The 14,333-nt window shown below is 67.2% G+C and carries 14 protein-coding genes; 9 read left to right on the top strand and 5 right to left on the bottom strand.

The window, feature by feature from the left end:
• Positions 1 to 6: 6 nt before the first annotated feature.
• A complete protein-coding gene (locus ACZK3J_RS07600) occupies positions 7 to 975 on the bottom strand; it encodes a helix-turn-helix transcriptional regulator (protein WP_478476715.1) in 969 nt (322 codons plus the stop codon).
• A gap of 80 nt (positions 976 to 1,055) precedes the next feature.
• Here ACZK3J_RS07600 and ACZK3J_RS07595 point away from each other — a divergent pair, with 80 nt between their 5' ends.
• Both ACZK3J_RS07595 and miaB read left to right on the top strand, forming a co-directional pair.
• The gene (locus ACZK3J_RS07595) at positions 1,056 to 1,676 is read left to right on the top strand and encodes a glutathione S-transferase family protein (RefSeq protein WP_012510589.1); all 621 of its coding nucleotides are present in this window, start codon (positions 1,056 to 1,058) and stop codon (positions 1,674 to 1,676) included.
• A 201-nt stretch (positions 1,677 to 1,877) separates the two neighbouring features.
• Positions 1,878 to 3,296, top strand: coding sequence for a tRNA (N6-isopentenyl adenosine(37)-C2)-methylthiotransferase MiaB (gene miaB / locus ACZK3J_RS07590; RefSeq protein WP_049463570.1), 1,419 nt, complete (start codon positions 1,878 to 1,880; stop codon positions 3,294 to 3,296).
• Between the two features lie 79 nt (positions 3,297 to 3,375).
• Here the strand turns inward: miaB and ACZK3J_RS07585 are convergent, their stop codons facing one another.
• The 3 genes from ACZK3J_RS07585 to ACZK3J_RS07575 form a co-directional block, all read right to left on the bottom strand.
• Positions 3,376 to 4,488: an ABC transporter permease gene (locus tag ACZK3J_RS07585; protein ID WP_049463571.1), complete on the bottom strand. Its 1,113-nt coding sequence runs from the start codon at positions 4,486 to 4,488 to the stop codon at positions 3,376 to 3,378.
• Positions 4,485 to 5,363, bottom strand: a complete 879-nt coding sequence (locus ACZK3J_RS07580) for an ABC transporter ATP-binding protein (protein WP_478476713.1) — start codon at positions 5,361 to 5,363, stop codon at positions 4,485 to 4,487. The genes ACZK3J_RS07585 and ACZK3J_RS07580 overlap by 4 nt, the downstream gene beginning before the upstream one ends.
• A 65-nt stretch (positions 5,364 to 5,428) precedes the next feature.
• Positions 5,429 to 6,385 (bottom strand): HlyD family secretion protein, encoded by a 957-nt coding sequence (locus ACZK3J_RS07575; RefSeq protein ID WP_277779016.1) that lies wholly within the window; start codon positions 6,383 to 6,385, stop codon positions 5,429 to 5,431.
• A gap of 483 nt (positions 6,386 to 6,868) precedes the next feature.
• On the opposite strand from ACZK3J_RS07575, the gene ACZK3J_RS07570 reads away from it, so the two are divergent.
• The 7 genes from ACZK3J_RS07570 to ACZK3J_RS07540 all read left to right on the top strand — a co-directional run bounded on the left by ACZK3J_RS07570 (position 6,869) and on the right by ACZK3J_RS07540 (position 12,796).
• Complete coding sequence (locus ACZK3J_RS07570; RefSeq protein ID WP_478476712.1) at positions 6,869 to 7,855, top strand: PhoH family protein; 987 nt, start codon at positions 6,869 to 6,871, stop codon at positions 7,853 to 7,855.
• Positions 7,852 to 8,337 (top strand): rRNA maturation RNase YbeY, encoded by a 486-nt coding sequence (ybeY, locus tag ACZK3J_RS07565; protein WP_005408831.1) that lies wholly within the window; start codon positions 7,852 to 7,854, stop codon positions 8,335 to 8,337. The genes ACZK3J_RS07570 and ybeY overlap by 4 nt, the downstream gene beginning before the upstream one ends.
• Before the next feature lie 62 nt (positions 8,338 to 8,399).
• Positions 8,400 to 8,987 (top strand): hypothetical protein, encoded by a 588-nt coding sequence (locus ACZK3J_RS07560; RefSeq protein WP_478476710.1) that lies wholly within the window; start codon positions 8,400 to 8,402, stop codon positions 8,985 to 8,987.
• Positions 8,987 to 9,574 (top strand): hypothetical protein, encoded by a 588-nt coding sequence (locus ACZK3J_RS07555; RefSeq protein ID WP_478476709.1) that lies wholly within the window; start codon positions 8,987 to 8,989, stop codon positions 9,572 to 9,574. Before ACZK3J_RS07560 ends, ACZK3J_RS07555 begins: the two co-directional genes overlap by 1 nt.
• Positions 9,575 to 9,638: 64 nt before the next feature.
• Positions 9,639 to 10,520: an HlyC/CorC family transporter gene (locus tag ACZK3J_RS07550; RefSeq protein ID WP_478476707.1), complete on the top strand. Its 882-nt coding sequence runs from the start codon at positions 9,639 to 9,641 to the stop codon at positions 10,518 to 10,520.
• Entirely contained in the window at positions 10,517 to 11,767 is a 1,251-nt protein-coding gene (locus ACZK3J_RS07545) for a lipoprotein N-acyltransferase Lnb domain-containing protein (protein WP_049463575.1), read from the top strand. Before ACZK3J_RS07550 ends, ACZK3J_RS07545 begins: the two co-directional genes overlap by 4 nt.
• 6 nt (positions 11,768 to 11,773) lie before the next feature.
• Positions 11,774 to 12,796 (top strand): magnesium and cobalt transport protein CorA, encoded by a 1,023-nt coding sequence (locus ACZK3J_RS07540; protein WP_012510579.1) that lies wholly within the window; start codon positions 11,774 to 11,776, stop codon positions 12,794 to 12,796.
• Between the two features lie 140 nt (positions 12,797 to 12,936).
• On the opposite strand, the gene ACZK3J_RS07535 is transcribed toward ACZK3J_RS07540, so the two are convergent.
• On the bottom strand, positions 12,937 to 14,301 hold the full coding sequence (locus tag ACZK3J_RS07535) for an NAD-dependent succinate-semialdehyde dehydrogenase (protein WP_478476705.1): 1,365 nt from the start codon (positions 14,299 to 14,301) through the stop codon (positions 12,937 to 12,939).
• Positions 14,302 to 14,333: the final 32 nt, after the last annotated feature.

Below are 14,333 nucleotides of genomic sequence, written 5' to 3'. Positions count from 1 at the left end.
TGTGGCTCAGCCTGTGACCGGCGGCACAGCCAGCACCCGGCCCAGCCCGGCCAAGCGCTGGGCCAGTTCGTCGCGCAGGCCCGGCGGCGTGGTCCACAGCGCCACCGGCACGCGGTCCAGGCTCAGGATCTGCGCCAGCATCATGCCCCGGCTCTCAGCGCCCATGCGCAGCAGGCAGTGCTCGGCGCCGTCCGCCTCCAGCACCCCGCACCAGGGCGGAATGCGACCTTCCAGCTCGGCGCGACTGCCGGCCAGACGGACGATGGCCTGCAGCGCGAACGGGGCCTGGCTGACCGCCTGCCGCACCATCACATCCGGCGGCGCCGGGGTGCGCCGGTGCATGCCCGGCTCGGAGCACTCACGCACCGCGCCCATCCGGTCCACGCGCAGGGTGCGCCAGTCCTGCCGGCCCAGATCCCAGGCCAGCAGGTACCAGCGCCGCCCGTAGTTGACCAGGTGCTGGGCCTCGACCTCGCGCTGGGTGACGGCCTCCTGTGCGCTGCGGTATTCGAAGGCCAGCCGTGACGCCTGCCGGCAGTACTGAGCCAGCCGCCCGAGCACGCGCGCATCGGTGGACGGAAGATCAGACAGGGTGGCCGTCGCTGCATGCACCTCGCCGGCCTGCTGGCGACGACGGGTCGGCACCAGCGGGTCGAGCTTGGACAGCAGGCCGCGCGCGGTGTCGTCAATGCCGGCGACGGTGGCCGAGGCCGCGCGCAGGGCGATGGCCAGGGTGGTCGCCTCTTCTTCATCCAACAGCATGGGAAGTACGGGTGCCCCTGCCCCCAGCTGGTAGCCGCCGCCAACCCCGGATGAGGCCTGCACCGGATAGCCCAGTTCGCGCAGGCGCTCGATGTCACGGCGGATGCTGCGCCGGTCCACGCCCATGCGCTCGGCCAACTCGGCCCCGGACCACTGGCGACGGGCCTGCAGCAGGGCGATCAGGCGCAACAGTCGATGGGCGGTATGGCGCATGAAGGATCGAGGACAGAAGTCGTCCGCAATAGTGCCCCAGGATGAGCTCCAGTTCACCACCCACCGCAAGGAGCAACGCCATGACATCCCGCCAGATCACCCTGTACCACGCCGCCCGTTCACGCTCGAGCGGCGCCGTGGCCCTGCTCGAAGCGCTGGGTGCCGACTACCGCATGCAGGTGCTGGACCTGAAGGCCGGCGCCAACCTGGCCCCGGCCTACCTGGCCATCAACCCGATGGGTAAGGTGCCGGCCATCGTCCACAACGGCGCACTGGTGACCGAGCAGGTGGCGATTTACCTGTACCTGGCCGACCTGTACCCGGAAGCCGGGCTGGCCCCGCCGATCGGCGACGCCCTGCGCGGCCCCTACCTGCGCTGGATGGCCTTCTACGGCGCCTGTTTCGAGCCGGCGATGATCGACAAGGCAATGCACCGCGAGCCGCCGCCGCGCCTGATGTCGCCCTACAACGACGCGGAGACGGTGCTGCAGGTGATCGAAGCCCAGCTGGCACAGGGGCCGTACCTGCTCGGCGAGACGATGAGCGCCGCCGACGTGCTGTGGGGCAATGCGCTGGCCTGGACCACCGCCTTTGGCCTGGTGCAGCCGGCGCCGGCAACGGCTGATTACATTGCACGGATGAGTGCGATGACCGCTTTCGACCGTTCGCGGCAGATCGATGCGGAGCTGGCAGCGGCCTGAGGCGTGCCGACGGGCGCGGCCGGGCGCTACCGGGGGGCGGACCCTGAATTCCAGTAGATCCACGCCATGCGTGGATGACCCGCCCGCCGTGCCTGCGGGACGGAAAGCAGCCAGGCATGGCCTGGCTCTACTGGGCCGGCGCACGCGCTGGGATGCGGGTAGAATTGCCCGCTTTCCCGCCACCCGAATGGATTAAGCGCCATGACCGGGACGCCAGACGTCTTTCCGCCCGCCACGCCGGGCGGTACCCCGCTCGTTGCCCTGCCCACCGGTCCGCGCAAGCCCGACCAGGTGAAAGGCAAGCTGTACATCAAGACCCACGGTTGCCAGATGAACGAGTACGACTCGGCCAAGATGGCCGACGTGCTTGCCGCCAGCGATGGCCTGGAACTGACCGACAGCCCGGACGACGCCGACGTCATCCTGGTCAATACCTGCTCCATCCGCGAGAAAGCGCAGGAGAAGGTATTCAGCCAGCTGGGCGTATGGAAGGGCCTGAAGAACAAGGGCCGCGAGGTCATCATCGGCGTGGGCGGCTGCGTCGCTTCGCAGGAAGGCGAGGCAATCATCAAGCGCGCGCCGTTCGTCGACCTGGTGTTCGGCCCGCAGACCCTGCACCGCCTGCCGGAACTGATCCGTGCACGGCGCGAGCAGAAGCGCCCGCAGGTGGACATCAGCTTCCCCGAGATCGAGAAGTTCGACCGCCTGCCCGAGCCACGCGCCGAAGGTGCTTCGGCCTTCGTCTCGATCATGGAAGGTTGTTCCAAGTACTGCTCGTTCTGCGTGGTGCCCTACACCCGCGGTACCGAAGTCAGCCGCCCGTTCGAGGACGTGGTGGTGGAGGTGGCGCAGCTGGCTGCACAGGGCGTGCGTGAGATCAACCTGCTCGGCCAGAACGTCAACGCCTACCGTGGGCCCTATGGGGACGGCGAGTTTGCCGACCTCGGCCTGCTGATCCGCACCATCGCCGAGATCGACGGCGTCGGCCGCATCCGCTTCACCACCTCGCACCCGCTGGAGTTCAGCGATTCGCTGATCGATGCGTTCCGCGACGTGCCGCAGCTGGCCAACTTCCTGCACCTGCCGGTGCAGGCCGGCAGCGACCGCGTACTGTCGGCGATGAAGCGCGGCTACACCGCACTGGAATTCAAGTCGAAGATCCGCAAGCTGCGCGCGGTGCGCCCGGACATCTCGATCAGCTCGGACTTCATCGTCGGCTTCCCCGGCGAGACCGATGCCGATTTCGAGAAGACCATGAAGCTGATCGAGGACATCGGCTTCGACCACAGCTTCTCCTTCATCTATTCGCGTCGCCCGGGTACGCCGGCTGCGGACCTGGAGGACACGATCAGCGATGCCGAGAAGCACGCGCGCCTGTCGCGCCTGCAGGAGCGCATCAATGCGCACGCTGCCGGCATTTCCGAAAAGATGGTCGGTACCGTGCAGACCGTGCTGGTGGAAGGCCCTTCGCGCAAGAACCCGAACGAGCTGACCGGCAAGACCGAGAACATGCGTTCGGTGAACTTCCCGGCGCCGGCACGATTGATCGGCCAGTTCGTGGACGTGGTGATCACCGAAGCGCTGACCAATTCGCTGCGCGCGCGCGTGGTGGCGGAATAAGGCTAGGGTGTGCCGACCAACGGTCGGCACCCACCGGAGTTGATGCCGGCCAGCGGCCGGCACTACCGGATGGCATGCCTCAATCCAATCGCTTGCGGAAACGCAGGATCGCCAGCGTCATCATCACCACGATGAAGGCCAGCAGCGCCAGTGCATCGCGCCACAGCTCCCACAGCGAGGCGCCGCGCAGCATGATGCCGCGCACCAGGCGCAGGAAGTGGGTCAGCGGCAACACCTCGGCCAGCCACTGCACCGGCCGCGGCATGCCGGCGAACGGGAACATGAAGCCCGACAGCAGGATCGACGGCAGGAACAGGAACAACGTCATCTGCATCGCCTGGAACTGCGAGCGCGCGCGCGTTGAGATCAGCAGGCCCAGCGCCAGGTTGGCCAGCACCAGCAGCACCGCGGCCAGATAGATGTCCAGCAGGCTGCCGCGGATCGGCACCTGGAACAGCCAGGTGCCCAGCACCAATACCAGCGTGGTCTGCAGCAGACCGATAGCCGCATAGGGCAGCACCTTGCCGACCATCAGTTCGCTGCGCGACACCGGTGTGGCGATCAGCAGTTCCATGTTGCCGCGCTCGCGTTCGCGCACCACCGCTACGGCCGTGAACATCACCAGGGTCATGGTCAGGATCACCCCGATCAGGCCCGGCACGATGTTCACCGCCGAACGCCGCTGCGGGTTGTAGAAACTGGTCACGCTGATCGGACCACCAGCGATGCTGCCTTCGCGCAGCGGCCGCGTGTTGCTGGCCGGGCGCGTATCCAGCGGCACCTGTGCCAGCTGGATCGCTGCGCTCTGTACAACGGTGTCGCTGCCATCGACGAGTACCTGCACTGCCTCACGGCCATCGAAACGGCGCCGCTCGAAGTCGGCCGGCACCACGATGCCGACACTGATTTCGCCACGGCGCAGCGCCTGCATCAGTTGATCGGGCGTGTACGCCTCGCTGCGCGGCGTGATCACGCCGGTGGCGACCATGTCCTGCACCAGCGCGCGTGACGCCGCGCTGTTGGCCTGGTCGGCGACACCGGCGTTGAGATGGCGCAGGTTGAGATTGATCGCGTAGCCGAACAGCAGCAGCTGCATCACCGGAATGCCGACGATCATCGCCAGCGTGATGCGGTCGCGGCGCAGCTGCCGCAGCTCCTTGAGCATGATCGCCCACAGGCGGCGCAGGTTCATGCCGCCGGCTCCCGGCCACGGCCGCGGGTGGCCGCCACGAACACGTCTTCCAGGTTCGGTGCCACCGCCTCGATGCGGGCCTGCGGATCGGCGCTGGCCAGCGCGCGCCGCAATGCGGCGGCGTCCGCGACATCCTCGCTGCACAATACTCGCAGCTGGGTGCCGATCTGCGCCACGCTCAGCACGCCGGGCAGCTCAGACAATGCACGGCTGGCCTGGCGCGGCTGCGTCGAGGTGACCTGCAGCGTGCGGCCGTCCAGCCGTGCACACAGTTCGGCCGGCGTGCCGTCGGCGACCAGCGCGCCTCGATCAAGGATCGCCAGCCGGTGGCAACGCTCGGCCTCGTCCATGTAGTGGGTCGACACCAGCACCGTCGTACCGGCATCGGCCAGCTCGAACAGGGCTTCCCAGAAATCGCGGCGCGATTCCGGATCGACCGCACTGGTCGGCTCGTCCAGGAACAGCAGTTCGGGCGAATGCACCACGGCACCGGCCAGGGCCAGGCGCTGCTTCTGGCCACCACTGAGCGTGCCAGCCAGTTGTGGCTGGCGGTCCTGCAGCCGGTATTGCTGCAGCAGTTCGTCGACCCGCTGCCGGGCCTGTGCGCGCGGCAGGTCCTGGATGGCGGCGAGGAACTCCAGGTTCTCGCGCACCGACAGATCTTCGTACAACGAGAAGCGCTGGGTCATGTAGCCGATGCGTCGGCGCAGCGCTTCGGCCTGCTCGGGAACCGCCAACCCCAGCACCTCGATCTGCCCTGCGCTGGGTTCCAGCAGGCCGCACAGCATGCGGATGGTGGTCGACTTGCCAGACCCGTTCGGGCCCAGAAAACCGTATACCTGTCCGCGCGGTACGGTCAGGTCGACGTTGTCCACGGCCAGAAGATCGCCGAAGCGGCGCGTCAGCCCGCGTGCGTGGACCGCGATGTCCTCGCCGGTATTCAGAAGCGCACCTGTACCGGCAGCCCGGCCGGAAGCTTCTGCATGTCGGCGGCCGCGTCCACTTCAATCTCGGCCAGATAGCTCAGCCGTTCGACGTCATCGCCGGTCAGTGCGTAGTACGGCGTGAACGATGGTTCGCTACGGATCGCACGTACATGCCCCTTCAGCACGGTGTTGCCGCCTTCCAGCTGTATCTGCGCGGCCTGCCCGACCTTCACCTGCAGACGCAGCGGTTGCGGCAGGTAGACGCGCGCATAGGGGCGCTCGCCGACCAGCATCACTGCCAGCGGCGCACCGATCGGTGCCTGGTCACCCTGCCGGTAGGGCAATGCATCGACTACCCCGTCGCGCGGTGCACGCAACTGCAGCTTCTGCAGGTTCACGCTCTGTACCACCTGCTGTGCCCGTGCGGCATCGGCAGCCGCCTGGCCCTGGGCGATATCCTGCACACGGCTGCCGTGCACCCGCTCCAGCCAGGCCTGCTCGGCAGCACGCACGCTGGCTTCGGCATTGCCGGCGGCGGCGCGTGCTCGATCCAGTTCAGCGGCGGCAATCAAGCGCTGCTGTGCCAACGGCTGGACCCGTCGGTAATAGGCACTTGCTTCGGCAGCCTGTGCGCGCAACGCGGCCAGTTGTGCCTGGGCCTGAGCGATCTGCTCCTGGCGTGGGCCGATCTGCAGTTCTTCCAGCTGCGCCTGCGCACGCGCCGTATCAGCCTGCGCTGCGGCGAACTGCGCGCCTCCCCGCGCCGGGTCCAGCTGCATCAGCACGGTCCCGGCCTTGACCTGCTGGCCCTCGCGCACCTCCACCGTGGCGATCACTTCGGCCGCCGGTGCCGGCACCGTGATCCGGTCCCACTCCAGCGTGCCCAGCGCAGTCGGCGTTGACTGCCCACACCCCACCAGCAGGCCGATGCCCGCCAGTCCGATTCCACGCATCCCGTTGCCGATGCCCATGCCATCCCCTCCTGCGACGGCGACACGGTGCCATGTGCCCCGTGCACCCTCAATGATTCCAATCAGCCCTGACGGTTTTTTCACCACGCCTGGGCAAGCCTTTTGCTGCAAGGCTCCGCACCACCTATCCACAGGTTGATTCGGCATCATTCCACAACCGTTGTGGAAATCCGGCAGGACCCGGCGCTGTTGCTCGCCCGGCAACGAAACCTGCACTGCCATCACGATGAATGCCCCCCGCGCAGGCCACCCGTGGCAGTGCTGCCGTAGCGACCGGCGACCATGACGCTTTTTTCACCAGGACCTCATGGGCCTTGTGGCACAAGCATTGCGAAGGTCTATCCACAGGTTTCCGCGTGCCCCGTCCACACCGGGTGTGGAAAACGCTGTATCGACCGTCTGCTGGCCGTGTGCCCCGCACGCGCGCTACCCTTGTCCTCCCTGAATACACTGCGGTGGAAGGCGTCCGCCCCACCCCAAGCAATGAAAAGCATCGATCATCGAGACTTCACCCTGTCGCCGGAAGACAACGAGCGACTGGCCAACCTGTGCGGCCCCTTCGACGGGCACCTGCGCCAGATCGAGCTGAAGCTCGGCGTGGAGATCGCAAATCGTGGCTTCGTGTTCCGCATCAGCGGCCCCAACGAAGCCATCGTCGAGGCGCAGAAGCTGGTTGAAGCGCTGTACGCCGAAGCCGGCGAAACGACCTTCGACAACCACGCCATCCACCTGCGCCTGGCGCAGGCCAATGTCGAACAGATCGCCGAGCGCTCCTACGAAGCACAGGACGTGGCGATCAAGGTCAAGCGCGGCACGGTGCGCGGCCGCGGCGCCAACCAGGGCCGCTACCTGCACCAGATCGCCACCCACGACATCAACTTCGGCATCGGCCCGGCCGGTACCGGCAAGACCTTCCTGGCCGTAGCCAGCGCGGTCGAAGCCCTGAACGAATCGCGGGTGCAGCGCCTGATCTTGGTGCGCCCGGCGGTGGAGGCCGGCGAGAAGCTGGGCTTCCTGCCCGGCGACCTGAGCCAGAAGGTCGATCCCTACCTGCGACCGCTGTACGACGCCCTGTACGAGATGATGGGCGTGGAAAAGGTGGTCAAGCTGCTGGAGAAGAACGTCATCGAGATCGCGCCGCTGGCCTACATGCGCGGCCGCACGCTCAACGATGCGTTCGTGATCCTGGACGAAGCACAGAACACCACCATCGAGCAGATGAAGATGTTCCTGACCCGCCTGGGCTACGGCTCCACTGCGGTGGTCACCGGTGACCTGACCCAGACCGACCTGCCCAAGCACGTGAAGTCCGGCCTGCGCGACGCCATCGACGTGCTGCGTGAGGTCGAGGGCGTCAGCTTCACCTTCTTCGAATCCCGTGACGTGGTCCGCCACCCGCTGGTCGCGCGCATCGTGAGCGCGTACGACCGCCGCGACCTGAATCAGATCCAACCTGGAGCAACTCCATGACCCGTGGTCCCGTGCGATTGGACGTCGCCGTCAGCTATGCCCTGCCGCGCGCCGGCCTGCCGGCGGCAGTGAGCTTCCGCAAGTGGGTGGCCGCCGCGTTGAAGGGCCGCATCCGCGAGGCCGATCTGGCCATCCGCGTGGTCGATGCCAAGGAAGGACAGTCGTTGAACCGCCATTACCGCGGCAAGGATTACGCCACCAACGTGCTCAGCTTCCCGGCCGAAGTGCCCGAAGGCCTGCCCAAGGGCGTCAAGTTCCCGCTGCTGGGTGACCTGGTGATCTGTGCTCCGGTCGTGGCACGGGAGGCCGACGAACAGGGCAAGGCACTCAATGCCCATTACGCGCATCTGACCGTGCACGGCGTGCTGCACCTGCTCGGCTGGGACCACGAGGACGACAAGGAAGCCGAGGCGATGGAGCAGCTGGAGCGGGAGATCCTGGCCGAGCTGGGCATCGACGATCCATACGCGGGCGAGCGCTGAGCGGGCCACCGCCCGTCGCCAGGAACACGAGAGGAACAAGGATGACCTCGGGAAACGGCTCAATGATGTTTGTGATCGGCGCCACCTTGTTCGCCATGCTGCTGGTGCTGGGTGCCTATACCGTGCGCCGCATCAGCGCCCACGAACCCAGCGGCAGGCACTGGCTGCTGCGCAGCCTGGCCCTGCTCTCGCCCGTGTGCCTGCTGACCGGGCTGGCGATCGGCATGATCGGCCCGCACCTCAGCGGACGGTTGGAACCGGCCCATCTCCCCGGTCTGCTTGAAACGTCGATGGTGCTGACGCTGGTGGGTGCACTGACCCTTCCGCTCCTGTGGCGGATGATCGTGCACCGCCGCCTGGGCCGCTCCGTGAACGCACTCCCGTTCTTCCACGCCAGCCGTACCTCGCTGCTGGTGCTGTTCGTGCTGGCTGTGATCTACATGAAAGTGGGCAGGACCGCCGCAGCGGAACTGATGCCCTGGCTGACCAGCCCGGGCCTGTGGCCGGCGGTGGCGCGCATCGCGGGGCAATCGATGCAGGTCGCCATGCTTGCGGTCGTGCTGACCCTCTCACTGATGCTCGTGCGGCGGGCGATGACCGGTTTCCTGCGCCTTCTCACCGGGCTGTTCCGGCGCTCGCCGGGGCTATGATGGCGGCCCTTCGCCTGCGGAAACCGACCGTGTCACTGCGCTGCTGCCTGCCCCTGCTCTGTGCCCTCGCCGCTCCCGCCGCCTTCGCCACCAGCCTGGACCTGCCGGCCCTGATCGAATGCCGCCAGGGCGTGGCCGAGCAGGCCGCGCTGGCGCCGCTGCTGGCCGATCCGCTGAAGGCCGTGGCCCAGGGCCTGCAGCCGCTGCCGCAGGGCAACCAGTTCATGAGCGAGTTCCGGCTGGCCGGCCCGATCACCGTCTTCGGCCAACAGACCGAGCGGGTGGCGGTGGCCGGCGCCAGCATCATGGCGGTGCTCGACCAGGCCGACCCACGCCCGCTGGCCAAACGGCTGGAATTGGAGACCGGTTACGACCAGGACGGCAAGTTCATGGCCGGCCGCGAACTGGTCAGCCGCGACGTGACCGACCCGAAGACCGGCGAGGCCCAGATCGAGTCGATCATCCTCAGCGTCTCCACCGTGGCCTCCCACCCCGGCAAGACCCTGGCCGGCTGCACCTACAGCCTGGACCTGCCCGAGGAGGAGCCGGCCCCGGCCGCCCCAACCCCGGCCACCGGCAGTCACTGACAGGCCGTCACATCCTGCTAGACTTGGGTCAACGCCCGGCCTGCCGGGTGCCTTTTTTCCAGAGATGTCAGAAGACGACAGTAGTAGCTCCCCTGCGGAGCACAGTGAAAAGAAGCGCGGCTGGCTTGAACGCCTGACCTCCGCCTTCTCCGGCGAACCCCATACCCGCGACGAGCTGGTCGCTGTCCTGCACACCGCGCAGGAAGAGGGTCTGATCGCCGCCGATACCCTGAAGATGATGGAAGGCGCCATTTCGGTGGTCGAGCTGACCGTGGGCGACGTGATGATTTCGCGCTCGCAGATGGTCTCGCTGCCAGTTGAAGCGCCCTTCCTGGAACTGATGAAGCAGGTGGTCGAATCCGGCCATTCGCGCTTCCCGGTGCACGGCGAGAACAAGGACGACATCCTTGGCATCCTGTTGGCAAAGGACCTGCTGCGCGGCGTGGTTGCCGACAACGGCCCGGCAAACGTGCGCGAGCTGCTGCGCCCGGCGGTGCTGATCCCGGAAGCGAAGAAGCTCAACGTGCTGCTGAAGGAATTCCGCCTGTCGCGCAACCACATGGCCATCGTGGTGGACGAGTACGGCGGTGTCGCCGGCCTGGTCACCATCGAGGACGTGCTGGAACAGATCGTCGGCGAGATCGACGACGAACATGACGAGGCCGAGGATCCGTCCGCGCAGATCGCCATCCAGTCCGACGGCCAGTACGTGGTCGACGCGCTGACCCCGATCGGCGACTTCAACGAGCGCTTCGGCGCGACGTTCTCCGACGAGGACTACGACACCATCGGCGGCCTGGTCACCGAGGCCGTGGGCCATCTGCCGGAAGTCGGTGACGAGCTGGCGCTGGATCGCTTCATGTTCCGCGTGGCCCGCGCCGATGCGCGCCGGGTACAGGCCTTCCACGTGACCGTGCTGCCGCCAGACGCGCAGGACGACGCTTGAAGCGCCACGGCCTGATCCTCATGGTGTGGCTGGCACTGTGCGTGCTGGCCATGGCCCTGCCGCTGGCCGCCTTCGCGCAGCCGGTCGCAGCCACACCTGCCGTACCCGCGACCAACGCTGAAGCCCCTGCCCCGCGCATCGGCGTGGTGACCATGCAGCCGGGCACCGTGTTCTTCGAACGCTTCGGCCACGACGCCATCGTCGTGGTCGATCCGGTCAGCGGCGAGGCAACCTCGTACAACTTCGGCTACTTCGATCCGTCCGAGGACGATTTCATCAGCCGCTTCGCACGCGGCGACATGATGTATTACCTGGTGGCGCTGCCGTTGCAGCAGGACCTGTCCTACTACGACGAGACCGGCCGTGGCGCCAGCGTGCAGTGGCTGGACCTGCGCCCGGACCAGGCGCGTGCGCTGGCCGCCGACCTGGCCGAGCGGGCCAAGCCGGAAAACGCGCGCTACCACTACGATTACTACACCGCCAACTGCGCCACGATGGTGCGCGACACGGTGGACAAGGCATTGGGTGGCGGCCTGCAGTCGCAGCTGTCGGGGCGCTCGCGCGGCAACACCTACCGCAGTGAATCGGTCCGCCTGGCGTCGCCGGCACCGTGGATGTGGCTGGGCTTCGATGTCGGCCTTGGGCCGTTCGCCGACCAGCCGCTGTCGCGCTGGCAGGAAGCCTTCGTGCCGATGCGCCTGGCCGATGCGCTGCGCCAGGCACGCAACAGCGATGGCCGTCCGCTGGTGCAGTCCGAACAGGAACTGCTGCCGCACCGTATCGATGCGGAGCCGAAGGAATTCGCGCGCCGCTGGTGGCCATGGCTGCTGCTCGGGCTGATCGTGGCCGGCGGCGTGCTGGCGCTGCGCAACCGCCCGCGCCTGCTGGCCGGGCTGGCCCTGCCGTTCTGGCTGCTGTGCGCCCTGTTTGGTGGCGTGCTGGTGTTCCTGTGGGGCTTCAGCATCCACTACGCCGCGTGGGCCAATCGCAACCTGCTGTTGCTTTCGCCGCTGGCCGTGCTGCTGTTGCCGGGTGCAATCGCCCTGCTGCGCCGTCGCGTGCCGGGCCGCATGTTCAGGATCGTGTTGTGGCTGCTGGCGGTACAGGCGGTGGCCGCGCTGGTACTGCACTGGCTGAGCCTGCAGGCCCAGTACAACGTGCAGTGGATCGTGCTGCTGCTGCCCGTCCACGTCGCGCTGGCATGGGTGCTGGGGCGTACTCCTCACTTGTCCAAAACACAGCCCTGACGCACGATGGCGGGCATGTCATTGCCCGCCTCTGCTGCCGCGCCCGCCTCGGCCAACCCCGCCTGCGTCATCAACTGCGTCCACTACGATGACGAGGGCAAACGCCACGACATCACCCTGGACGCCATCAGCGATGTCATTGCCAGTGGCAACGGCTTCGTCTGGGTCGGCCTGTACGACCCCAATGATGATGTGCTGTTGAAACTGCAGGAAGAGTTCTGCCTGCACGACCTGGCCATCGAGGATGCGCGCAACGCGCACCAGCGGCCCAAGGTCGAGACCTACGGCAATTCGATGTTCGTGGTGGTGACCACCGCGCAGATGGTCGACGAGCGCATCCAGTACGGCGAAACCCATGCCTTCCTCGGCCCGCGCTTCCTGGTGACGGTACGCCATGGCGCGTCGCTGTCCTATGCCCCGGTGCGTGCGCGGGTGGAACGCGAGCCGCAGCTGCTGAAGATGGGCCCGTCGTACTGCCTGTACGCGGTGACCGACTTCGTGGTCGACAACTACCTGCCCATCGTGCACCGCTTCCGCGACACCCTGGAGCTGCTGGAGAAGGACATCTTCGCCGACACCTACAAGCGCAGCACGGTGGTGCGGCTGTACGAGCTCAAGCGCGAGCTGAACAAGATGCGGATGGCGGTGGCGCCGCTGCAGGATGTGCTGGCGCAGCTGCGCCGCTACCAGGGCGAGCTGATCCCCGACGAAGTGAAGCTGTACATCCGCGACGTGCACGACCACGCGGTACGCATCAGCGATGTGATCGACACGCTGCGCGAGATGCTGGGCACCGCACTGAGCGTGAACCTGTCGCTGGTGACGCTGGCGCAGGGCGAGACGGTCAAGCGGCTGGGTGCATGGGCCGCGCTGCTGGCGGCGCCGACGCTGATCACCAGCTGGTACGGCATGAACTTCAGCCACATGCCGGAGCTGAGCGAGCCGTGGTCGTACCCGCTGATGATCGTGGGCGTGGGCGGTGTGTGCGTGGGCTTGTACCGGTTGTTCAAGCGCGCGAAGTGGTTGTGAGGGGTATCGACCAACGGTCGATACCCACCGGACCGGTAGGCCACGACCGTTGGTCGTGGCGCATGGCCCGCTTCTGGTAGTGCCGGCCGCTGGCCGGCAACCAGGCAATGCCGGCCAGCGGCCGGCACTACCGTTCGGCATCAAGCCACGTAGACGGTCTTGATGTTCATGAACTCATGGATGCCGTGGTCGGCCAGCTCCCGGCCGAAACCGGACTGTTTGCTGCCGCCGAACGGAAGCCGCGCGTCGCTCTTGACGATGGCGTTGACGAACGCGGCACCGCATTCCATGCGCTGCGCGAAACGTTCGCCGCGCACCGGATCGCGCGTCCACACGCTGCCGCCCAGGCCGAAGCGGGTGTCGTTGGCCACGCGCAGTGCCTCGGCCTCGTCAGCGACACGGATCACCGCAGCCACCGGCCCGAACAGCTCCTCGTCGTAGGCCGGCATGCCCGGGCCGACCTGATCGAGCACGGTGGCCGGATAGCCGGCATGTGTACCCGCAATCGGCTCACCACCCAGCAGTACCCGCGCACCCTTGGCCACGCTGGCCTGCACCTGCTTGTGCAGTTCGTCACGCAGATCGGCACGGGCCATCGGCGCCAGCGTGGTACCGCGCTCGTTCGGATCACCGTACTGGCGCTCGGCCGCGGCTTCCACGAAGCGCCGGGTGAACTCATCGGCCACCGCCTCGACCACGATGAAGCGCTTGGCCGCGATGCAGGTCTGCCCGCTGTTATCGAAGCGCGACTTCACCGCCGCCGCCACGGTCTTGTCGAGGTCGGCATCGTCGAGCACCACGAAGGCATCGCTGCCACCCAGCTCCATCACCGACTTCTTCAGCTGGCTGCCCGCGTTGGACGCGATCGAGCGCCCCGCCCGCTCGCTGCCGGTCAGTGTCACCGCCTTCACCCGTGCGTCGCGCAGCACCTCGGCCGCCTGGTCGTTGTCGATGTGCAGTACATCGAACACGCCGTCAGGCAGGCCACCGTCACGGCATACCGCCAGGATCAGGTCGGCGCACTGCGGCACGTTGCTGGCGTGCTTGAGCAGGGCCACGTTGCCTGCCATGAACGCCGGGGCGAGGAAGCGGAACACCTGCCAGATCGGGAAGTTCCACGGCATCACCGCGAACACACAGCCGATCGGCTCGTAGCGCACATAGCTGCGCTGGGCTTCGGTGTCGATCAGCTGCGGCTTGAGATAGTCGGCGGCGTGGTCGGCGTAGAACTCGCAGGCCGCCGCGCACTTGTCGACCTCGGCCAACGCCTCTGCCTTGAGCTTGCCCATCTCGTGGGTCATCGCCTGCTGCAGATCGTCGCGGCGCGCACGCAGTTGGCCAGCGATCTGCTTGAGGATCGCCCCCCGCTCCTGCAGCGAGCGCTCGGCCCAACCGGGGAATGCATCGGCGGCGGCCTGCAGGCGCTGCTCGACGTCGGCAGCACCCATCAGTTCATGGCGGTAGGTCACCTGGCCGGTGGCCGGGTCGACAATCTCGACGGTCATGGGGGGGTCTCCATCTGGTAGACCCCCATTGT

The sequence above is a fragment of the Stenotrophomonas sp. 86428_Sma genome, from assembly GCF_056481585.1.
The sequence above is the reverse complement of the archived record's forward strand: the minus strand, read 5'-3'. Positions and strand labels throughout refer to the sequence as shown.